The sequence below is a fragment of the Pantoea sp. GD03673 genome (genome assembly GCF_029844725.1).
Taxonomy (GTDB): domain Bacteria; phylum Pseudomonadota; class Gammaproteobacteria; order Enterobacterales; family Enterobacteriaceae; genus Pantoea.
The window spans coordinates 566223-586721 of record NZ_JAOCKJ010000001.1 but is presented as its reverse complement, the minus strand read 5'-3'; the positions used below and the strand labels follow the sequence as shown (position 1 = coordinate 586721).

Genomic DNA, 20499 nt, shown 5'->3' with positions numbered 1-20499 from the left:
TATCCCGGCGAAATCCTCGTCGGGTGCTATTCACTGTACGCTTTTTCACTGACGCCGGGGGTTATTATGTCTGGATTATTCTCTACATTAAAAGTCTCATTAGTACTGGTCGCCTGTTCAGCCAGTTTTATTGCCACTGCCCAGGATAAACTGATGGTGGGTGTGGATACCGCATTTGTGCCCTTTGAATTTAAGCAGGGTGATAAGTATGTGGGCTTCGATATTGATCTCTGGAACGCTATCGCCAAAAAAATGGATGTCAGTTACGAATTACGCCCAATGGATTTCGGTGGCTTAATTCCAGGCCTGCAATCACGCAATCTGGATGTTGCGATGGCCGGTATTACTATTACCGATGCGCGGAAGCAGGTTGTTGATTTCAGTGACGGCTATTATAACGCCGATTTGCTGATGGCAGTAAAAAGCAGCGATAACGCCATCACTAAATTCAGCGATTTAGCGGGAAAAAAAGTGGGTCTGAAACAAGGGACAGCCGCGGCCAACTTTATGAAGAGCAAATATAAAGCGGACTATGTTGAATTTCCGAACATCGATAACGCCTATCTCGATTTGCAGGCGGGTAATCTCGACGCGGTAGTGCATGATTCCCCGAATGTTCTCTATTACGTGAAAACCGCGGGCAATGGCAAAGTGAAATCCACGGGTGAGACGGACAGCATTCTGCCGCAACAGTACGGTTTCGCGATGCAGAAGAACAGCAGCCTGACGCCGAAAGTCAACGCTGCGTTACGGGCGCTGCGTGCGGATGGCACTTACGACAAAATCTATCTGAAGTGGTTTGCAAAACAGCCGAAATAACTCAGCCAGGCCGGCACTGTCCGGCCTCATTTCGCCTTTATGGATCGAATTATGAATTTTGACAGTCACTATATCTGGGAAGCGCTGCCGCTGTTATTACAGGGATTGCAGCTTACGCTGATTATTTCATTGTCAGGTTTGCTGGGGGGCTTTGTTATTGGTCTGCTGGCCGGAACCTGTCGCGCATTGGGTGGGCGAATCACAAAAACGCTGTCGCTGATTTTTGTCGAGTTAATTCGTGGTACGCCCATTATGGTGCAGGTGATGTTTATTTACTTTGCCCTGCCGATGGTGATGCCGATTCGTATTGATCCGATCACGGCGGCTATTGTGACCATTGTTATTAATTCCGGTGCCTATATTGCAGAAATAACGCGCGGTGCCATCCTCTCCATTAATAAAGGGTTTAAAGAGGCGAGTCTTGCCATGGGATTATCACAGCGCAGCACCCTGTGGCATGTCATTATGCCGCTGGCGTTGCGGCGCATGATCCCCGCGCTGGGTAACCAGTGGATCATCAGTATTAAAGACACCTCGCTGTTTATTGTTATCGGCGTGGCGGAATTAACCCGTCAGGGACAGGAAATTATTGCCGGTAATTTCCGTGCGCTGGAAGTGTGGACCGCCGTCGCGATGATTTATCTGCTGGTGACGCTCTGCCTGAGTTTTCTGCTGAAGCAACTGGAAAAGAGGATTCATATTCTATGAGCATGGTTGAATTTAGCGCGGTGTCGAAAAACTTCGGCGCAACTCAGGTTCTGCACGATATCAATCTGAAGATTGAGGCGGGCGAAGTGGTGGTGATCATTGGTCCGTCGGGATCGGGAAAATCCACGCTGTTGCGCTGCATTAACAAGCTGGAGGAAATCTCCACCGGGACGCTGCTGGTGGCGGGTAAACACATCACCGATCCCCATGCGAATGAATGTGATATCCGCCGTGAGGCAGGCATGGTGTTCCAGCAGTTCCACCTGTTTCCTCACCTGACTGCGCTGGAAAATGTGATGTTTGGTCCTCTCCGCGTGCGCGGCCAGAGAAAAGCCTCGGCCCGCGAACAGGCACTGGCCTTGCTGGACCGGGTCGGCCTGCGTGAACGCGCCAGCCATTACCCCGCCGAGCTCTCCGGCGGTCAGCAGCAGCGTGTGGCCATTGCGCGGGCGCTGGCCGTCAAACCAAAAATGATGCTGTTTGATGAACCCACCTCTGCGCTGGATCCTGAACTGCGTCATGAAGTGCTGAAAGTGATGCGCTCACTCGCCGAAGAGGGCATGACGATGGTGATTGTGACCCATGAGATTGGCTTTGCCCGCGATGTGGCCTCCCGACTCATCTTTATTGATGGTGGTACCATTGCCGAAGATGGCTCACCGGATAAGCTGCTTAATGACAGCACCAATCCGCGCCTGAAAGAATTCCTGCAACACGTCTCCTGAAAGAAGTGACTGACAGCAAAATGAAAAAAATCGTAATCAGTGGTTCAGCGTTTGAAATCGGTCAGCAACTCGGTGAATTCGGTCGGGCGGCCTGGCATCAAAAACTGACGCACATCGCGCTGTGGCAAACCGTCACGGCCATGAAGCACACGGAACAGACTCAGCGTATGCGTGCGCAGGTGCAGGCTGAATTCCCGCAGATCTGGCTTGAGCTGGAAGGGCTGGCCAGCGGGTTGCAGGCTCCCCTTGATGAGGTCTTTGCATGGAACTGCCGGGGCGATCTGGTGCGTTCTACCTCGGATGGCTGCACCACGGTGGCCGGGCCATGCCGCGATGGCGCGTTGATTATCGCGCACAATGAAGATGGGTTTCCGCAGCTGCGTGGTGACTGTGCCATTGTGCGTGTGCTGCCGGATCAGGGCATCGGGTTCACCAGCTTTGCCTATCCGGGGTCGATATGCGGCCACACTTTTGCCGTGAATGACCGGGGCGTGGTGAACACGGTGAATAACATTCGCGCCGTGCATCGCCCGGCTGGCCTGCCGCGTCAGATTCTGGCACGTGCTGCGCTCAATGCAGCAACGCTCGATGAGGCGATTGCGCTACTGACGACCTCGCCGCGTGCAGGGGCTTTTCATCATACGCTGGGGCAGCGGGGTGATAGCCGGTTGTTCAGCGTGGAAGCCACGGGGTCGGGGTGTTCAGTCACGCAGCTTTCCGGCGTCTTCACCCATGCTAACCATCTTATCCATCCGCAACGCGATGTCATTGAGCAGGTGATCACTGACAGCTCCGCTTCTCGCCAGCAGCGTCTGGATGCGTGGCAGATGGAACATGCTGAGCTGGATGGTGCGTCCGCAAAAGCGATCCTCTCCGACCAGCACGATGACCTGTTGCCCATCTACCGGCTCGCTCCGCAAGACCCGGATGAAGAGAATACGCTGGCAACGGCTATCTTCACGCTGGCATCACAACAGGTGGCGTGGCAGGTGTTTACTCAGGATCGTGAACAGGCCGCTTTGCACGGCGTGGTGAGTGACGAACCCTGATTCATCGCCAGATGGCGTCACGCGCTAGACCCGCCGAGGCGGGTTTTTTCGTGCCAGCAGTTAATCCGCATGAGCCTTCCGTTACGAAACAGCCAGCAGTCAGCCTGTTTGACTTCACGCCCGTCAATGATGAAGGACTTTTGCGGGAAACATCAACACACTCCCTCGCCACATCCGTTACGCTTAGCGCGCCAGATCCCTGTTACGGAGGGCGGGCGATTTAAATCATCACAGATTGCCGCGATTCATCACCACAGCGTTTACACTGAAAGCAATGTCGCCTGGAATTTACCCTATGAAACGCAACCAGATTCTTTCTTTAAGCCTGATACTGACTGCGCTGTGCAGTGGCAACGCTGCAGCCAGCACATGCGGGCCCGTCAACGCAGCCGTTGTTAACAGCAACACGCTGATATTGCTGGGCGGCAATGCAAAAGGCGCGGTGAAGCAGGTGGTCGCAGGTGAGTTTGGTAAAGATGTGAATTCGCAAAAGCGGGTGCTGGGTCAGTTTGACGCCTGCGGCGATCTGACGGTGGCTGACGTCAGCTACGACAAAAGCGAACGCAACGTGATCCTCAGCATGGAGCAACACATCGCCCGGGTACAGGGTGGCTGGGTAGCGGAATATGCGTATCTGGTCAGGGTGCTGAAAGCGGGCAGGGAGGTTGTGGTTGATAACCGGCAGGGAACGATTAACTGGCAGAAAGGCGAGCATGGCAATATCACCAGCGCCTCGGACAGATTTACCAGCATGGGTAAAACCGGTTTTACCGACACGACCTATCGTTACGATCGCCAGCGACGGCTGGAAAAGAGCATAGCGCGGGGCAGCGATCCGCTGACCAACGGTGAATTTTACTACCACTGGAACCCCCAGGGGCTGGTGACGCGCACCACCTCCGCCCGGGGCACCGATGATTACACCTACGACCCCCAATGGCGTGAAGTACGGCTCAACGGCACGGCGACCACCCCGCTGAGCACCATCCGATCTGTGAATGAGTGCCAGTCCTGGGATGAGGTCGGCAACTGTACCCTGAGCTATTTGCATGAAACTGAAATCTTCACGCGTGGCACCATCGAACGCCATCTCAGTTCGGCCTACAAATATGAGTACTGGGACCAGCCTGCGGCAGAAGAGTAACAGGCGATCGGATGATCGCCCGTTGGCGGCTTATTTCACCGTCTGGCTGAAGGCATCGAGCGCCAGCAGGGCGCTGGCAATATCGTCAGGCGAGAGATGAGGATTGAGGTTTTTCAGCGTATCCCCCTCACTGTTCGCCAGTGCGCCCACTTTCACCAGATTCTCCCAGCTTTCCTTTTCCAGATGCATCTCCCGGAGCGTGGTCGGCATGTTGATGCTGCGATAGAAGCGAATGTAGCGGGCAATTTCTTCATCCGGACGCCGCTCCAGTACCATCTGCGTCAGTGTGCCATAGGCCACTTTTTCGCCGTGGGTCAGATGGTGGATGTCGCCATCGATGGCGGTAAAACCATTGTGAATGGCGTGGGCAGCTGCCAGTCCACCGTTTTCAAAACCCAGCCCCGAGAGCAGGGTGTTCGCCTCAACCACCGCTTCCACTGCGGGCGTGACCCTTTTTTCGGTGACGGCGACATAGGCGCTGTAACCCCACGTAAGCAGTGTTTCTTCACAGGCCCGGGCAATCGCCAGTCCGGCAAGGGTTGGATCCCCGTTTACCATTGATTTCGCATGGGAACGCGCCACCGCCTGTGCTTCAACCCAGGTAGCCAGACCGTCGGCAATGCCGGAGGCAAAAAGCCGTGCAGGCGCACTGGCACAGACGGCTGTGTCTACCAGCACTAAATCAGGATTTTTGCTGTAGAAGCGATAACTCTCAAATACGCCGCTGTCAGAATAGATGACGGACAGGGCGCTACAGGGGGCATCGGTGGAGGCAATGGTTGGCACGATAGCTACCGGCTGTTTCAGTTCGTCCGCCACCGCCTTAACCGTGTCCAGCGTTTTGCCGCCGCCCAGCCCGACAACCACGTTACAGCCCTGGCGCTTTGCCAGCGCACCGAGACGGGTGATCTCGTTACTGGAGGCCTCGCCGTTAAATTGCTGCCAGCTGAATTTCACACCGGCTGACTGCAATGTTTTTTGCGTCCGTTCGCCAATCAGGTTCCAGACAACCTCATCCGCCACCAGGAAAGCCTGATCGCCCAGTTCTGTCAGATAGGTTCCCAGTTCATCCAGCACACCAGCGCCCTGCACATATTTACGGGGTGATGAAAAAATAAATTTACTCATAATCACATCGCCTTAATATGAATGATTCGACCCGATCCAGCCTGGCACAATCCGCTCAGACTGACAGGCGATCTCGCGTATTACCCCGTCAGGGCTGTTACGCTGCCTTAACACCCCTTGCCCGAAGAGATAACGGAGAATTCATCATGAGCGCCACGCTCTTTTCGTTCCTGTTTGCCATTACCATTCTGACGCTCACGCCGGGATTCGATACCGCGCTGGTGCTGCGAACCGCGATTGCTCAGGGCTGGCAGCGCGCCTGTGCCACCGCGCTTGGCGTGACGCTGGGGTGTCTGCTCTGGGGAATCGCGGTGGGCGTGGGGCTGGGTGCGCTGCTGATGGCTTCTGAAATCGCCTATAACCTGCTGAAGTGGGTGGGCGCGGGCTGGCTTTTCTATCTGGGCGTGAAGCTGCTGCTAAAACCGCGTCAGCAGCCCGTGGAGACGCCCGGACAGCCTGCACAGCAGCAGGGCTTTCTGGCCTGCTTCAGCCGGGGATTAATGGGGAACCTGCTGAATCCCAAAGTGGGCGTGTTTTACGTGACCTTCCTGCCTCAGTTTATCCCGGCAGGGGCATCAGTGGCGCTCTGGTGCAGCCTCATGGCACTGGCACACATGCTGCTGGGGCTGATCTGGAATGCCGTGCTGATTGGCGGCAGCCACTATTTCGCCGGGCATCTGCGAAAACCGCCGGTGCTGAAGGTGATGGACCGCCTGACCGGCTGCGTATTTATTGGGTTTGCGGCGAAACTGGCGCTGTCTCGCCGCTAGCGCGTTAAGGCCTGGTAGCGACCAGCACGGCACGCAGGGGAGCCGGATAGCCTTCAACCGTCCTGCTGGGGTCATCGGGATCGAGGAACTCAGCAAGAGACTCGCTGATCATCCAGTCAGTGCGGCGCTGCTCGTCGGTGGTGGTGCGCGCAAAATCAACGATGCGCACATCAACAAATCCGCTTTTTTCCAGCCAGCTTTTCAGCGCGTCGGCTGACGGAATAAAGAAGACGTTACGCATCTGCGCATAGCGCTCACCGGGCACCAGCACCTGATTTACATCGCCCTCAATCACCAGCGTTTCCAGCACCAGTTCGCCCCCGCTCACCAGCTGGTTTTTAAGCTGTAACAGGTGATCCAGCGGGGAGCGACGATGATAGAGTACACCCATCGAAAATACGGTATCGAATGCCTGTAACGCCGGAAGCTGCTCAATTCCCAGCGGCAGCATATGCGCCCGGCGATCGTCATTCAGCAGCTTACGCACGGCTTCAAACTGCACCAGGAAGAGCTGCATGGGATCGATACCCACCACCAGATGGGCACCCGCGCCAATCATCCGCCACATGTGATAACCGCTGCCACAGCCGACATCCAGCACCGTCCGGCCTGCCAGCGGTGAGATGTGCGGTATGACGCGCTCCCACTTCCAGTCAGAACGCCACTCGGTGTTGATGTGGGTGCCGTAGAGGAAATAGGGGCCTTTGCGCCACGGCATCAGGTTACGCAGTAATTTCTCAATCCCCTGACGGTGCCGATCGCTGATGTCATCGCGGTCGGCGGTCACGCTGTGCAGCAGGTCCAGCTTTTGCGGTTCCAGCAGCGGCAGATATTCCAGCGACTTGTACCAGTCACGAAAGTGCCCGTGCAGGTTCTCACGCTGCCACTCGCTGATTTGCGCCGGTAACACTTCCAGCCACTTTGCCAGCGGGCCCACCGCAATTTGCTGATAAAAACGGCCAAAGTCGATCATTTCAACGCCACCAGAGATCCAAAATTAAAGCACTGGAACCAGAGTTCGGCGTGCGAGAACCCGGCCTGTTTCAGGCGGGCTTTATGTGCTTCCACGCTGTCAGTCAGCATGACATTTTCCAGCATGCTGCGCTTCTGGCTGATTTCCAGTTCGCTATAGCCGTTGGCGCGCTTGAAGTCGTGATGCATGTTAAATAACAGCTCGCCGACATCGGCATCCTCAAAACTGAACTTCTCTGACAGCACCAGTGCGCCACCGGGTTTAAGTCCCTGCCAGATCTTTTCCAGCAGCGCCAGGCGTGCGGGCGGCTCCAGAAACTGCAGCGTGAAATTGAGCACCACCAGCGAGGCGTTCTCAATCTCAATGTCGCGGATATCCGCTTCCAGCACCGTAACCGGCGTATCAGCGCGAAACGCATCCAGATGCCGGCGGCAGCGCTCCACCATCGCCGGGGAGTTATCCACCGCAATGATCTGGCAGCCCGGCACATGAATATTACGGCGCACCGACAGGGTGGCCGCGCCCAGCGAGCAGCCCAGGTCATAGACCTTGCTGTCCGGGGTAACAAAACGTTCTGCCAGCATGCCAATCATCGAGATGATGTTGGAGTAGCCCGGCACCGAGCGCTGAATCATGTCAGGAAAGACTTCAGCTACGCGCTCGTCAAAAGTCCAGTCGCCCAGTTTTGCAATGGGCGCTGAGAAGAGTTGATCGCGGTCAAACATATCGAAAATCCGAAGAGACGACGGAAAGGGCGCTATTCTCGCAGAAAGTGGGGCGGGCTGCACCCCTTAACCCAGGCGGGCTTAATGCAGGGACAGCACCAGTTCCCACGGCATATAAATCAGGTTGAAAATCACCATGCCGCACAGAGAAAACAGCGTGAGCATCATGCCATATTTGCGGCCCGTCATTGCGCTGCTGCGTAAGCCCCAGGCGTGCAGCAGGCGGCTGATGAAAAACAGCAGGCCGGTGAGATGCACCATCCAGATATCGGCGCCGTTCATCTCCATCATCACCAGCAGAAACAGCGCCAGCGGAATGGTTTCGATGGCATTGCCGTGAATGCGAATTGCCATTTTCAGGTCGTGATAGCCGCCATCGCCATACGCTACCCGGTAGAATCGGCGGTAACGCACGACGTCCAGCGTGAATTTCATTACCAGTAATGCCCCTGCCACCACATATAACGCGCTAACCATAGCCACTCCAGCGACTGTCCAAAATGGGTCTATTCTAACGGGCGTGCAGCCCGCTGTCCTGCAAAGCAATCAAAACAGTGACGTCTGTTGCGGCCAGTCCGGTCCGTTGCCGATAGTGGGGTCGATCTCCTGCAACTGCGGCCACAGCGCCTGCACCAGCGGAAAAACCTGGCCCATGTCGGGCGTGTGCACAAACAGCATGACGTCGCCCTGTTGCTGCCACTCAGCCAGTTTGCTGCGCCAGATTTGAAACAGCGGCACGCTCTCTTCCACGCTGTCGCTGCCGATAAAGCGCACCATTGGCTGCGAGCCGGTTCGCAGGGCATGCGGCGGCACTTTCGGCTTCTGGGAACGCGCAACCAGCGCGGCCGGGCTTTGTGAGGTGGAGGCGTGAACCGGGCGGCTGTCGAGCATCACGCGATTGATGCCACGTGCCAGCAGGCCCCGATTCAGTGACCGCTCAGCCTCGCCTTTAGCAAAAAAAGCCGGATGGCGCACTTCGACGCCATAATGAAAACGGCGCGGCAGGCTATCCAGAAAACGCCACAGGTCGTCCAGCTGCGTCGGGGAGAAACTGGCAGGCAGCTGTAGCCAGTACTGACCGATGCGGTCGGCCAGCGGCTCCATCAGGCGCAGGAAATCGGTCAGCAGGTCGTCGCTGTGCTGCAGCGCCGCCTGATGGCTGATGGTGTTAGGGAATTTAAAGCAGAAGCGAAATGCCTCATGCGTCATGTCGCGCCAGCGCATCACCGTATCCGCATTCGGCAGCGCATAGAGCGTGGTATTTCCCTCTACGCAGTGAAAGTAGCGGGCATAGTCCGCCAGGCTTTCGATACCCCAGCGTTTCCAGTGTGAATGCCCCCACTGGGGCAGGCCAATACGAAGTGTCACGTGCGCTCCTGGCTGCAGGTTAAGAGATTCCATTATCCGCCAGGGTCCGGCTGGGGGGCAAATGCACACAGGAAATCGGCGCTTTGGCGCTGATCTGCTTATCCTGTCTGGCTTTTTCCATTATAATGGCCGCCATTTTTGCGACAGCATCGCATCAGGTAACGCGGCCGGATGCTGTCAGCTGCAGCGGCAAAGTTAAAAGGATAGTGTTATGCGTACAGAATATTGCGGACAGCTCAATCTGTCTCATGTGGGTCAGCAAGTCACGCTTTGCGGCTGGGTAAACCGCCGTCGCGATCTGGGCAGTTTGATTTTTATCGACATGCGCGACCGTGAAGGCATCGTGCAGGTATTTTTTGATCCCGATCGTCAGGACGTCTTCAAGCTGGCTTCTGAACTGCGTAACGAATTCTGCATCCAGATCACCGGTACTGTGCGTGCGCGTGATGAGAAGAACAAAAACAGCGACATGGCGACCGGCGAGGTCGAAGTGTTTGCCCAGGCGCTGACCATCATCAACCGTTCTGAGCCTCTGCCTCTGGACTCGAATCAGACCAACAGCGAAGAAGCGCGCCTGAAATACCGCTATCTGGATCTGCGTCGCCCTGAGATGGTAACCCGTCTGAAAACCCGCGCAAAAATCACCAGCTTTGTCCGTCGCTTCATGGATGACGAAGGTTTCCTGGATATCGAAACCCCGATGCTGACTAAAGCGACCCCGGAAGGCGCGCGTGACTATCTGGTGCCAAGCCGGGTTCACAAAGGCAAATTCTATGCGCTGCCGCAGTCGCCTCAGCTGTTCAAACAGTTACTGATGATGTCCGGTTTTGACCGCTACTATCAGATCGTAAAATGCTTCCGCGATGAAGATTTACGTGCCGATCGCCAGCCAGAGTTTACCCAGATCGATGTGGAAACCTCCTTTATGACCGCCCCACAGGTGCGGGAAATCATGGAGCGTTTAATCCGCAATCTGTGGCAGGACGTGCAGGGTGTTGATCTCGGCGCGTTCCCGCAGATGACCTTTGCGGAAGCGATGCATCGCTACGGTTCTGATAAACCGGATCTGCGTAACCCGATGGAGCTGGTGGACGTTGGCGACCTGCTGAAAAACGTGGAGTTTCAGGTCTTCTCTGGCCCGGCCAACGATGAAAAAGGCCGTGTTGCGGCGCTTCGCGTGCCAACCGGTGCCCAGCTAAGCCGTAAGCAGATTGATGAATATGGCAAGTTCGTCGAGATTTACGGCGCGAAAGGGCTGGCGTGGATGAAAGTTAACGTGCGTGCCGACAGTCTGGAAGGCGTGCAAAGCCCGATTGCCAAGTTCCTGAACGCGGAGATCGTTGAAGAGATTCTGAACCGTACCGGCGCACAGGATGGCGACATCATCTTCTTTGGTGCCGACCGTGCCAAAGTGGTCGCTGACGCATTGGGTGCGCTGCGCCTGAAAGTCGGCCGCGAGCTGAACATCACCGATGAGAACGCCTGGGCACCACTGTGGGTGATCGACTTCCCGATGTTCGAAGAGGACGAGGAAGGCGGTCTGGCCGCGATGCACCATCCGTTCACAGCGCCAAAAGAGATGAGCGCAGACGAGCTGGCGGCCGAACCAACCCGTGCAGTGGCGAATGCCTATGACATGGTCATTAACGGTTATGAAGTGGGCGGCGGTTCAGTGCGTATCCACAACGGCAAAATGCAGCAGACGGTGTTCAGCATTCTGGGTATTGAAGAGCATGAGCAGCGCGAGAAGTTTGGCTTCCTGCTGGATGCGCTGAAGTTCGGTACTCCTCCCCATGCGGGTCTGGCCTTTGGTCTGGATCGCCTGACCATGCTGCTGACCGGCACCGATAACATTCGTGATGTTATCGCGTTCCCGAAAACCACGGCGGCAGCCTGCATGATGACCGAAGCACCAAGCGAAGCCAATCCGGCTTCACTGCTGGAGCTTGGCATTCAGGTCGTTAAAAAAGAAAAGCCTGAGAATAAATAATGGGCTATAAACACCCGGTTTCCGTGCTGGTTGTGATTTCGGCGCGTGATACTGGCCGGGTGTTGATGCTGCAGCGACGTGACGATCCTGCATTCTGGCAGTCGGTGACCGGCAGCCTGGAAGCGGGAGAGTCACCGCTGGCGACCGCGTACCGTGAGGTGAATGAAGAGGTCGGCATTGATGTGCTGGCTGAGCGGCTGGAGATCGAAGATTGTCAGCGTCAGATTGACTTTGAAATCTTCCCCCATTTCCGCCACCGCTATGCACCGGGTGTTACCCACAACCACGAGCACTGGTTTCGCCTGCAACTGCCGGAAGAGCGTGATATCACGCTGACCGAGCATCTGGCGTTTCGCTGGCTGTCACCCGCTGACGCTGCAGCATTAACCCGATCATGGAGTAACCGCCAGGCAATTGAAGAATTTATCTGAATGCTCGCCATCGCCCGGTATTCCGGCGGCGAATGGATTAAATTTTATGAATCTGGTGAGTTTTAACAGGACTACACCAACCTATTGAACAGTCAGGCGTCATCCTCGCCACGAAATTGTTCACCGTCAGCGTGAAATCGCCTGCGTACATGAGTACGTAAGGATGATGCGCAACGCTCGCCTTTGGGCATTCAGGTTGTCACTCACCTGTATGAGCATGGACGGTTAACAAGCGCGCAGCCAGGATAGTCTGCACCCTGTAAAAGATCGGAGAAATGTAAAATGGCAGGACACAGTAAGTGGGCAAACACCAAACACCGTAAGGCGGCGCAGGACGCCAAGCGTGGCAAAATCTTCACCAAAATCATCCGTGAACTGGTGACGGCGGCCAAACTGGGTGGCGGCGATCCGGGTTCAAACCCGCGTCTGCGTGCAGCTATGGATAAAGCGCTGGCCAACAACATGACGCGTGACACCATGGATCGCGCTATCGCACGCGGCGTGGGCGGCGATGACAACGCCAACATGGAAACCATCATTTATGAAGGTTACGGTCCGGGTGGTTCAGCCATCATGATTGAATGCCTGAGCGACAACCGTAACCGTACCGTGGGCGAAGTGCGTCACGCCTTCACCAAAACCGGCGGCAACCTCGGCACCGACGGCTCTGTGGCTTACCTGTTCAACAAGAAAGGCGTCATCTCCTATGCGCCGGGTCAGGATGAAGACGCAGTGATGGAAGCGGCACTGGAAGCCGGTGCAGAAGACGTTGTCAGCTATGATGACGGTGCAATAGATGTCTTCACCGCATGGGAAGAGATGGGTGCCGTGCGTGATGCACTGGAAGCCGTTGGCCTGAAAGCGGACACCGCAGAAGTGGCAATGATCCCGACCACCAAAGCGGAAATGGATGCGGAAACCGCACCAAAACTGCTGCGTCTGATCGACATGCTGGAAGATTGCGACGATGTGCAGGAGGTTTATCACAACGGTGAGATCTCCGATGAGGTGGCGGAAACGCTGTAATGGCGTCTGCTGTCACCCCGCTAACCGGAGAGGCGTAATGTCGATTATTCTGGGTATCGATCCCGGCTCACGCATCACCGGTTATGGTGTTATTCGTCAGACCGGCCGCCAGCTCACCTATCTGGGCAGCGGCTGTATCCGCACCAACACTACTGAGTTACCCGCCCGTCTTAAGCTGATTTATGCGGGCGTCTGCGAAATCATCACGCAGTTTTCACCCGACTTCTTCGCCATCGAACAGGTGTTTATGGCGAAGAATGCTGACTCAGCGCTGAAGCTGGGCCAGGCGCGCGGTGCGGCGATTGTTGCTGCGGTTAACCACGATCTGCCGGTGTTTGAGTACGCCGCCCGTCAGGTTAAACAGACGGTGGTTGGCATCGGCAGCGCCGAGAAAAGCCAGGTGCAGCACATGGTACGGACCCTGCTGAAGTTACCGGCAAACCCGCAGGCGGATGCCGCCGATGCGCTGGCAATTGCGATAACGCACTGTCACGTGGCGCAGAACGCAGCGCGAATGAGCGACAGCAAGCTGGTGCTGACGCGCGGACGGTTGCGCTCAGGTTAGGGCATCGCTCAGGTCTCACGCTCAGGCTGGATATTCATCCAGCCTTTTTTATGTTATAAAATCCGCCACATTCGTTAGTTAAGGAAGCATTCAGGTGATAGGTCGTTTACGGGGCAACATTCTGGAAAAGCAGCCGCCACTGGTGCTGCTTGAGGCACACGGCGTAGGCTATGAAATTCACATGCCCATGACCTGTTTTTATGAGTTACCTGAACTTCAGCACGAAGCGGTGATTTTCACTCACTTTGTGGTGCGCGAAGACGCTCAGCTGCTGTTTGGTTTTAACAGCAAGCAGGAGCGCGCACTGTTCCGCGAGCTGATTAAAGTCAATGGCGTCGGACCCAAGCTGGCGCTGGCTATCCTGTCCGGCATGTCTGCACAGCAGTTTGTTACCGCAGTAGAAAAAGAAGAGATCGCGTCACTGGTGAAATTACCCGGCGTGGGCAAAAAGACCGCCGAGCGTCTGGTCGTCGAGATGAAGGACCGCTTCAAAGGCATGCATGGCGACCTGTTTGGCGGCGAGTCGGCCTTTACGCTCACCACACCGAGCGCGGAGCCGGAAAGCAACGACGCGGAATCCGAAGCGGTTGCAGCGCTGGTATCACTGGGTTATAAACCGCAGGAAGCGAGCCGTATGATCAGTAAAGTCGGTCGACCGGATGCGGATTGTGAAACCCTGATCCGCGAAGCGCTCCGCGCCGCCATTTGAGGTAAGTCATGATAGAAGCCGACCGCCTGGTCTCCGCTGCCAGTATTAACGAAGAAGAGATAATCGACCGCGCCATTCGCCCGAAGATGCTGACCGAGTATGTCGGTCAGCCACAGGTGCGTGAGCAGATGGAGATTTTCATCAAGGCCGCGCAGCTGCGAGGCGATGCGCTGGATCATCTGCTGATCTTCGGGCCGCCAGGTCTGGGTAAAACCACGCTGGCGAACATTGTGGCCAACGAGATGGGCGTCAATCTGCGTACTACCTCGGGTCCGGTGCTGGAGAAGGCGGGCGATCTGGCGGCAATGCTGACCAACCTTGAACCGCATGACGTGCTGTTTATCGACGAGATCCACCGCCTCTCACCCGTGGTGGAAGAAGTTCTCTATCCGGCAATGGAAGATTATCAGCTGGATATCATGATTGGTGAAGGACCTGCAGCGCGCTCAATTAAGCTCGATCTGCCGCCGTTTACCCTGATTGGCGCGACCACGCGGGCAGGCTCACTGACCTCGCCGCTGCGCGATCGCTTTGGCATTGTGCAGCGTCTGGAGTTCTATCAGGTTAAAGATCTGCAGCACATTGTGGGCCGAAGCGCCGCCTGCCTGGGGCTGACGCTGAGTGACGAAGGTGCGTTAGAGATTGCCCGTCGTGCGCGTGGCACACCGCGTATCGCCAACCGCCTGCTGCGCCGGGTGCGTGACTTTGCAGAAGTACGGGCGAATGGTGAGATGAGCGGCGAGGTTTCCTGTAGCGCACTGGATATGCTTAACGTGGACAGCGAAGGGTTCGATTATATGGACCGTAAACTGCTGCTGGCGATCATCGACAAGTTTATGGGTGGACCGGTGGGGCTGGATAACCTGGCTGCCGCCATTGGTGAAGAGCGCGAAACCATCGAAGATGTGATCGAGCCTTTCCTGATTCAGCAGGGCTTTATTCAGCGCACACCGCGTGGCCGTCTGGCCACGCAGCATGCTTACCGGCACTTCGGCATCACCCGCGAAGAGTAATTACAGGGCCGGTTTGCGAACCATGCTGATGATAAACAGGATGGCGGCGCAGAGCACCACCGATGGCCCGGCAGGCGTGTCGTAAAACGCAGAGAAGGTGAGACCGCCGGTTACGGCGATGACCCCGATGACCACGGCAACCGCCGCCATGCCTTCCGGCGAGCGCACAAAACGGCGTGCGGTGGCGGCAGGGATGATCAGCAGTGAGGTGATGATCAGCGCACCCACAAACTTCATCGCCACGCCGATAGTCAGCGCCGTGACCAGCATCAGAATCAGTCGGGTTCGCTGGATATTGACGCCATCCACCTGCGCCAGTTCCGGGCTGATGGTCATCGACAGCAGCGAACGCCACTGCCACGCCATCACCAGCAGCACAATTACCACGCCGCCGCCCATCATCCAGAGGTCGTCTGGCGTGACCGCGAGCAGATCGCCAAACAGGTACGCCATCAGATCAACACGGACGTTTTTCATCAGGCTGACCACCACCAGGCCCAGCGACAGTGCGCTGTGCGCCATAATCCCCAGCAGCGTATCAATCGCCAGATGCGGGCGACGCTCCAGCCAGACCAGACCCAGCGCCAGGCAGACCGTCACCAGAATCACCGCGTAGTAGGGGTTCACGTTCAGCAGCAGGCCAAACGCTACGCCGAGCAGAGAGGCATGTGCCAGGGTATCGCCAAAGTAGGACATCTTACGCCAGACGACAAACGAACCCAGCGGACCGGCAGCCAGCGCTAACATCACACCGCCTATCCAGCCCGGTAATAACAACTCAATCATGATGAACCCTGTCCTTTGCGTAAAACAATACGTCCCTGAAGATCGTGACGATGATTATGATGATGACGGTAGATCGCCAGCTCTTTCGCGCCGCGCGGGCCAAACATCGCGATAAATTCGGGATGCTGGGAGACCGCTTCCGGTGTGCCCGAACAGCAGATGTGATGATTGAGGCACAACACTTCGTCGGTTTTAGCCATCACCAGATGCAGATCGTGGGAAACCATCAGCACGCCGCAGTTCAGTTCGACGCGTAACTGGTTGATCAGGTCATAGAGGGCAACCTGACCGTTCACATCCACACCCTGCGTCGGTTCATCCAGCACCAGCAATTGAGGATGATTCAGCAGGGCGCGCGCCAGCAGCACACGCTGCGTTTCTCCGCCGGAGAGCTTTTGCAGTGGAGAGTTGAGCAGATGACCCGCCTGAACGCGTTTCAGCGCAGGCATAATTTCCGCGTTTTTACTGCCACGGGTGAGACGCATAAAGCGTTCAACGGTCACCGGCAGGGTAGGGTCGATGTGCAGCTTCTGTGGCACATAACCAATACGCAGACCTGGTTCACGCTGAACGGAACCGGTCGAGGGGGCGAGCAGGCCGAGCACCACACGCACCAGCGTCGATTTTCCGGCACCGTTGGGACCGAGCAGGGTGAGGATGCGGCCGGGTTGCAACGCCAGGCTGACGCCGGATAACACGTTGCGCTGGTTAAATTTTATCGAAACGTTATCGAGTGTGACAAGTGAGGTCATAGTATTTACAGGTTGCACAGAATTTCGAATGTTATAATATCACATTCCACCTCACGGTCACGATGGAATGACGCAATATGTTACATAATAAAAAGGGCGCAATTTTCGCCTTAACTGCTTTATCAGTTTCAGCTTTATTAACCCTTCCTGCTCAGGCGAATGTAGTGGCTTCACTAAAACCGGTCGGGTTTATCGCCGCAGCCATTGCAGATGGCATCACACCGGTTGAGGTGCTGCTGCCGGACGGGGCGTCAGAACACGATTACGCTCTGCGCCCATCTGATGCAAAACGTTTAAAAAACGCGGACTTAGTCGTCTGGGTCGGGCCTGAAATGGAAGCCTTTATGGCGAAGTCGGCAGCTGAACTTCCCGCCCAAAAAAACCTCGCCATGGTAAACATCGACGGGGTAAAACCGCTATTGATTAGCGGTGGTGAAGATGAAGACGAGCACGCAGCGGATAAATCCGAAGAACATGACGCAGATGCGCATCACCATCACCATGGCGAGTTTAATATGCACCTGTGGTTGTCGCCAGAGATTGCGCGTAAGACCGCGGTTGCAATCCATGGAAAATTATTGGAACTTATGCCGCAAGATAAAGCCAAACTTGACGCCAACCTCCAGCAGTTTGAGGTAGCTTTGGCGGACACGGACAAACGCGTTAGCGCACAACTTGCTCCGGTCAGAAATAAAGGATATTTCGTTTTTCACGACGCTTACACGTACTTTGAAAAGCACTACGGTCTTTCGCCCGCCGGGCATTTTACCGTCAATCCTGAAATTCAACCGGGCGCGCAGCGTTTACACCAGATACGAACACAGTTGGTTGAGCAAAAGGCGGTCTGCGTCTTTGCTGAGCCACAATTCAGGCCAGCAGTCATCGATGCTGTCTCCCGCGGAACGCAGGTGCGTAAAGGCACGCTCGACCCCCTGGGCACAGACATCAGCTTAGCCAAAGACAGCTACGTGAAATTCCTCTCACAACTGTCGAGCCAGTATGAAAGCTGCCTGAATGGAGCATGAGGAATAGGTAAAAGTGCAGCAGATAGCCCGCTCTGTCGCCCTCGCATTTAATAATTTGCCGCGCCCCCACCGCGTAATGCTGGGTTCTTTAACTGTAGTCACTCTGGCCGTCGCTGTCTGGCGGCCTTACGTTTATCATCCCACGGATGATGTGACGCCCATCGTTAAAAACATTGAGCTGGATAAGAACACGCTCCGCACGCTGCTGCCGGAAGCCAGTGAGCCGATCGATCAGAGCACACCGGAACCGGACGAAGAGCTGCCTGCGGATGATGTCGACACCGCCGTGCCAGAAACGGCAGGGGTTCACGACTATACCATTTCATCCGGCGATACCCTGAGCAGTGCGCTGAATCAGTATGGCATCGACATCAGCGACATTAATGCGCTGGTGGTGAGCGACCGCGATCTGCGCAATCTGCAGGTTGGTCAGCAGCTGAGCTGGACACTGGATGATGATGGGGGGCTGAAAACCCTGACCTGGGAAATCTCCCGCCGCGAAACCCGTACCTATGAGCGCACCCCCGCAGGTGGCTTTAAAATGGATACGGAGATGCAGAAGGGTGAGTGGCGCAACAGCGTGATGCAGGGCGAAGTGCGCGGCAGTTTCGCCGCCAGCGCCATGCGGGCGGGGTTGAGCGGGGCTGAAGCAAACGCCGTTATCAAAGCGATGCAGTGGCAGATGGACTTCCGTAAGCTGCGTGCAGGCGACCAGTTCAGCGTGCTGATGTCACGTGAAATGCTGGATGGCAAGAGCGCGCAGAGTCAGTTACTGGGCGTGCGCCTGCGCAGCGGGGGTAAAGATTATTACGCTTTCCGCGCTGAAGATGGCAAGTTCTACGATCGCAACGGCTCCGGTCTGGCACGCGGTTTTATGCGCTTCCCGACGGTTAAGCAGTATCGTGTCTCCTCCAACTTTAACCCGCGTCGTCTTAATCCGGTAACCGGTCGCATTGCGCCGCACAAAGGCGTCGACTTTGCGCTGCCGATTGGTACGCCAGTACTGGCGGTGGGTGATGGTGAGATTGTCGTGGCGAAAAATGGCGGTGCCGCCGGTAACTACGTTGCTATCCGTCATGGCCGTCAGTACATGACGCGCTACATGCACATGAAAAAAGTGCTGGTGAAGCCGGGTCAGAAAGTGAAGCGCGGCGATCGTATCGGGCTGTCAGGTAACACCGGGCGCTCTACCGGACCGCATCTGCACTTCGAAATCTGGATTAATAACCAGGCGGTTAACCCCTTAACGGCGAAACTGCCGCGTATGGAAGGTCTGACCGGCAAAGATCGCAGTGATTACATGGCACAGGTTAAATCCTGGCTGCCTCAGCTGGGTCTGAAGTAAGCGAATTTCGTCAAATCGCGTAAAAACCGACGGCTTCTCCGTCGGTTTTTTGCTATCTGGCGCAGGATGATTGCAAATTTTCAGGTCGTCACTATCATAAGCCGGTCATTGCTTGAGGCGAGTGCATGGAAACCCGTAAAAAAAATAACACTGAATTTATTCCCGTTTTTGAACGTTCTTTTCTCAAACCTAAGTTCTGGGGCAGCTGGCTGGCAATTGGTGCGCTGGTGGGTCTGGCATATTTACCGCCGAAAGTACGCGATCCGCTACTGGGCCGTTTAGGCCGGTTTGCCGGTAAGCTGGCAAAGGGTGCTCGCCGTCGCGCACTGATCAATCTCTATTATTGCCTGCCGGAACTTAGCGAAGAGCAGCGCGCGACGCTGGTTGATGAGATGTTTGCGACCGCGCCGCAGGCGATGACAATGATGGCCGAGCTGGTGCTGCGCGACCCGGCGCGTATCCGTCAGCGCGTTGTGTGGCATGGTCGTGAAATTATCGACCAGATGAAAGCTGACCAGGAGAATGTGATTTTCCTGGTGCCACACGGCTGGGCAGTGGATATTCCCGCCATGCTGCTGGCGTCAGAAGGCCAGAAGATGGCAGCCATGTTCCACAATCAGAGCGACCCGCTACTGGACTATGCCTGGAACACCGCCCGTCGTTGCTATGGTGGCCGGATGCATGCGCGTAACGACGGGATTAAACCCTTTATCAGTTCAGTGCGTCAGGGTTACTGGGGCTACTATCTGCCCGACCAGGATCACGGTGCGGAGCACAGCGAGTTCGTCGATTTCTTTGCCACGTACAAAGCGACGCTGCCTGCGGTAGGCCGACTGATGAAGGTGTGCCGCGCCCGCGTGGTGCCATTGTTCCCGGTTTATAACAGTGAAACGCATAAGCTTGAAATTTATGTGCGTCCGCCAATGGACGATCTGCTGGAGGCAGACGATCACCAGCTGGCTCGCCGGATGAATGAAGAGGTCGAGGTGTTTGTCCGCCCGCATCCCGAGCAGTACACGTGGATCCTCAAGCTGCTGAAGACCCGCAAAGAGGGTGATATTGAACCCTATTCGCGCAAAGAGCTTTATCCGCGCAAATAGCAGTAAGGCCGCGAAAGCGGCCTTTTTGGTACGTCGGGTTTGGTTAGCGGTAAGTTCGAACATGCTTAGGGAACACGGTCAGATCGGAAAGGCGCTTAAGCCAATCCCTGGCCGCTCGGCCCGCGCCATCCGTGGCGCGGGACGCTTTCCTCCTCTGCCCGTGTTCCCTGCGCTTTAAGTTTATTCGCCGCTTTCAGATTCACCCGGATCCAGCGAGTAAGTGATAATAACAAGGCCGCTTTCGCAGCCTTTTATGATGTAAATAAAAGAGCTGGCTCAGGAAGCCTACGCCCTGCGCAAAGACGCAAATCGCCATCCGTGGCATGCTCAGCGCGGACGATTACGCAG

At 56.1% G+C, this 20499-nt stretch carries 22 protein-coding genes; 15 read left to right on the top strand and 7 right to left on the bottom strand.

Annotation, left to right across the window (positions count from 1 at the left end):
• Positions 1-66: 66 nt before the first annotated feature.
• From glnH to N5J69_RS02800, 5 genes are all read left to right on the top strand, one after another.
• The gene (glnH, locus tag N5J69_RS02820; RefSeq protein ID WP_279767931.1) at positions 67-819 is read left to right on the top strand and encodes a glutamine ABC transporter substrate-binding protein GlnH; all 753 of its coding nucleotides are present in this window, start codon (positions 67-69) and stop codon (positions 817-819) included.
• A gap of 51 nt (positions 820-870) precedes the next feature.
• Positions 871-1527 (top strand): glutamine ABC transporter permease GlnP, encoded by a 657-nt coding sequence (gene glnP, locus N5J69_RS02815; protein WP_279767930.1) that lies wholly within the window; start codon positions 871-873, stop codon positions 1525-1527.
• Positions 1528-1529: 2 nt separating this feature from the next.
• Positions 1530-2252 carry a glutamine ABC transporter ATP-binding protein GlnQ gene (gene glnQ, locus N5J69_RS02810; protein WP_279768100.1) on the top strand — a complete coding sequence of 241 codons (723 nt, stop codon included), beginning with the start codon at positions 1530-1532 and terminating at the stop codon, positions 2250-2252.
• Positions 2253-2272: 20 nt separating this feature from the next.
• Positions 2273-3301 (top strand): C45 family peptidase, encoded by a 1029-nt coding sequence (locus N5J69_RS02805; RefSeq protein ID WP_279767929.1) that lies wholly within the window; start codon positions 2273-2275, stop codon positions 3299-3301.
• Between the two features lie 295 nt (positions 3302-3596).
• Positions 3597-4445 (top strand): hypothetical protein, encoded by an 849-nt coding sequence (locus N5J69_RS02800; RefSeq protein WP_279767926.1) that lies wholly within the window; start codon positions 3597-3599, stop codon positions 4443-4445.
• A gap of 30 nt (positions 4446-4475) precedes the next feature.
• Here the strand turns inward: N5J69_RS02800 and N5J69_RS02795 are convergent, their stop codons facing one another.
• Entirely contained in the window at positions 4476-5573 is a 1098-nt protein-coding gene (locus tag N5J69_RS02795; RefSeq protein WP_279767924.1) for a glycerol dehydrogenase, read from the bottom strand.
• A 146-nt stretch (positions 5574-5719) separates the two neighbouring features.
• On the opposite strand from N5J69_RS02795, the gene N5J69_RS02790 reads away from it, so the two are divergent.
• Positions 5720-6343, top strand: coding sequence for a LysE family translocator (locus tag N5J69_RS02790; RefSeq protein WP_279767923.1), 624 nt, complete (start codon positions 5720-5722; stop codon positions 6341-6343).
• A gap of 4 nt (positions 6344-6347) precedes the next feature.
• Here N5J69_RS02790 and cmoB read toward each other — a convergent pair whose 3' ends face one another.
• The 4 genes from cmoB to N5J69_RS02770 form a co-directional block, all read right to left on the bottom strand.
• A complete protein-coding gene (gene cmoB / locus N5J69_RS02785) occupies positions 6348-7316 on the bottom strand; it encodes a tRNA 5-methoxyuridine(34)/uridine 5-oxyacetic acid(34) synthase CmoB (RefSeq protein ID WP_279767922.1) in 969 nt (322 codons plus the stop codon).
• Positions 7313-8041, bottom strand: a complete 729-nt coding sequence (gene cmoA, locus N5J69_RS02780) for a carboxy-S-adenosyl-L-methionine synthase CmoA (RefSeq protein ID WP_279767920.1) — start codon at positions 8039-8041, stop codon at positions 7313-7315. The genes cmoB and cmoA overlap by 4 nt, the downstream gene beginning before the upstream one ends.
• 81 nt (positions 8042-8122) lie before the next feature.
• Positions 8123-8518, bottom strand: a complete 396-nt coding sequence (locus tag N5J69_RS02775) for an MAPEG family protein (RefSeq protein ID WP_279767918.1) — start codon at positions 8516-8518, stop codon at positions 8123-8125.
• Positions 8519-8587: 69 nt separating this feature from the next.
• The gene (locus N5J69_RS02770) at positions 8588-9409 is read right to left on the bottom strand and encodes a DUF72 domain-containing protein (protein WP_279767917.1); all 822 of its coding nucleotides are present in this window, start codon (positions 9407-9409) and stop codon (positions 8588-8590) included.
• Between the two features lie 211 nt (positions 9410-9620).
• Here N5J69_RS02770 and aspS point away from each other — a divergent pair, with 211 nt between their 5' ends.
• The 6 genes from aspS to ruvB all read left to right on the top strand — a co-directional run bounded on the left by aspS (position 9621) and on the right by ruvB (position 15143).
• Positions 9621-11399 carry an aspartate--tRNA ligase gene (gene aspS, locus N5J69_RS02765; protein ID WP_279767916.1) on the top strand — a complete coding sequence of 593 codons (1779 nt, stop codon included), beginning with the start codon at positions 9621-9623 and terminating at the stop codon, positions 11397-11399.
• Positions 11399-11830, top strand: a complete 432-nt coding sequence (gene nudB, locus N5J69_RS02760; protein ID WP_279767914.1) for a dihydroneopterin triphosphate diphosphatase — start codon at positions 11399-11401, stop codon at positions 11828-11830. The genes aspS and nudB overlap by 1 nt, the downstream gene beginning before the upstream one ends.
• Positions 11831-12112: 282 nt before the next feature.
• The gene (locus tag N5J69_RS02755) at positions 12113-12856 is read left to right on the top strand and encodes a YebC/PmpR family DNA-binding transcriptional regulator (protein ID WP_279767913.1); all 744 of its coding nucleotides are present in this window, start codon (positions 12113-12115) and stop codon (positions 12854-12856) included.
• Between the two features lie 37 nt (positions 12857-12893).
• Positions 12894-13421, top strand: coding sequence for a crossover junction endodeoxyribonuclease RuvC (gene ruvC, locus N5J69_RS02750; protein ID WP_003849205.1), 528 nt, complete (start codon positions 12894-12896; stop codon positions 13419-13421).
• Between the two features lie 94 nt (positions 13422-13515).
• Entirely contained in the window at positions 13516-14130 is a 615-nt protein-coding gene (gene ruvA, locus N5J69_RS02745; protein WP_279767912.1) for a Holliday junction branch migration protein RuvA, read from the top strand.
• A gap of 8 nt (positions 14131-14138) precedes the next feature.
• A complete protein-coding gene (gene ruvB / locus N5J69_RS02740; protein WP_279767911.1) occupies positions 14139-15143 on the top strand; it encodes a Holliday junction branch migration DNA helicase RuvB in 1005 nt (334 codons plus the stop codon).
• Here the strand turns inward: ruvB and znuB are convergent, their stop codons facing one another.
• Both znuB and znuC read right to left on the bottom strand, forming a co-directional pair.
• Positions 15144-15929 (bottom strand): zinc ABC transporter permease subunit ZnuB, encoded by a 786-nt coding sequence (gene znuB, locus N5J69_RS02735; RefSeq protein WP_279767910.1) that lies wholly within the window; start codon positions 15927-15929, stop codon positions 15144-15146.
• Positions 15926-16681, bottom strand: coding sequence for a zinc ABC transporter ATP-binding protein ZnuC (gene znuC, locus N5J69_RS02730; RefSeq protein ID WP_279767909.1), 756 nt, complete (start codon positions 16679-16681; stop codon positions 15926-15928). The genes znuB and znuC overlap by 4 nt, the downstream gene beginning before the upstream one ends.
• A gap of 77 nt (positions 16682-16758) precedes the next feature.
• Here znuC and znuA point away from each other — a divergent pair, with 77 nt between their 5' ends.
• From znuA to lpxM, 3 genes are all read left to right on the top strand, one after another.
• Positions 16759-17706, top strand: coding sequence for a zinc ABC transporter substrate-binding protein ZnuA (gene znuA / locus N5J69_RS02725; RefSeq protein ID WP_279767908.1), 948 nt, complete (start codon positions 16759-16761; stop codon positions 17704-17706).
• 13 nt (positions 17707-17719) lie between these two features.
• Complete coding sequence (gene mepM / locus N5J69_RS02720) at positions 17720-19051, top strand: murein DD-endopeptidase MepM (protein ID WP_279767906.1); 1332 nt, start codon at positions 17720-17722, stop codon at positions 19049-19051.
• Positions 19052-19176: 125 nt separating this feature from the next.
• Complete coding sequence (lpxM, locus tag N5J69_RS02715) at positions 19177-20151, top strand: lauroyl-Kdo(2)-lipid IV(A) myristoyltransferase (RefSeq protein ID WP_279767905.1); 975 nt, start codon at positions 19177-19179, stop codon at positions 20149-20151.
• Positions 20152-20499 lie beyond the last annotated feature (348 nt).

Coding starts and splice junctions, on each gene's coding strand:
- glnH (WP_279767931.1), top strand. CDS start 67: ATGTCTGGATTATTCTCTACATTAAAAGTCTCATTAGTACTGGTCGCC.
- glnP (WP_279767930.1), top strand. CDS start 871: ATGAATTTTGACAGTCACTATATCTGGGAAGCGCTGCCGCTGTTATTA.
- glnQ (WP_279768100.1), top strand. CDS start 1,530: ATGGTTGAATTTAGCGCGGTGTCGAAAAACTTCGGCGCAACTCAGGTT.
- N5J69_RS02805 (WP_279767929.1), top strand. CDS start 2,273: ATGAAAAAAATCGTAATCAGTGGTTCAGCGTTTGAAATCGGTCAGCAA.
- N5J69_RS02800 (WP_279767926.1), top strand. CDS start 3,597: ATGAAACGCAACCAGATTCTTTCTTTAAGCCTGATACTGACTGCGCTG.
- N5J69_RS02795 (WP_279767924.1), bottom strand. CDS start 5,573: ATGAGTAAATTTATTTTTTCATCACCCCGTAAATATGTGCAGGGCGCT.
- N5J69_RS02790 (WP_279767923.1), top strand. CDS start 5,720: ATGAGCGCCACGCTCTTTTCGTTCCTGTTTGCCATTACCATTCTGACG.
- cmoB (WP_279767922.1), bottom strand. CDS start 7,316: ATGATCGACTTTGGCCGTTTTTATCAGCAAATTGCGGTGGGCCCGCTG.
- cmoA (WP_279767920.1), bottom strand. CDS start 8,041: ATGTTTGACCGCGATCAACTCTTCTCAGCGCCCATTGCAAAACTGGGC.
- N5J69_RS02775 (WP_279767918.1), bottom strand. CDS start 8,518: ATGGTTAGCGCGTTATATGTGGTGGCAGGGGCATTACTGGTAATGAAA.
- aspS (WP_279767916.1), top strand. CDS start 9,621: ATGCGTACAGAATATTGCGGACAGCTCAATCTGTCTCATGTGGGTCAG.
- nudB (WP_279767914.1), top strand. CDS start 11,399: ATGGGCTATAAACACCCGGTTTCCGTGCTGGTTGTGATTTCGGCGCGT.
- N5J69_RS02755 (WP_279767913.1), top strand. CDS start 12,113: ATGGCAGGACACAGTAAGTGGGCAAACACCAAACACCGTAAGGCGGCG.
- ruvC (WP_003849205.1), top strand. CDS start 12,894: ATGTCGATTATTCTGGGTATCGATCCCGGCTCACGCATCACCGGTTAT.
- ruvB (WP_279767911.1), top strand. CDS start 14,139: ATGATAGAAGCCGACCGCCTGGTCTCCGCTGCCAGTATTAACGAAGAA.
- znuB (WP_279767910.1), bottom strand. CDS start 15,929: ATGATTGAGTTGTTATTACCGGGCTGGATAGGCGGTGTGATGTTAGCG.
- znuC (WP_279767909.1), bottom strand. CDS start 16,681: ATGACCTCACTTGTCACACTCGATAACGTTTCGATAAAATTTAACCAG.
- znuA (WP_279767908.1), top strand. CDS start 16,759: ATGTTACATAATAAAAAGGGCGCAATTTTCGCCTTAACTGCTTTATCA.
- lpxM (WP_279767905.1), top strand. CDS start 19,177: ATGGAAACCCGTAAAAAAAATAACACTGAATTTATTCCCGTTTTTGAA.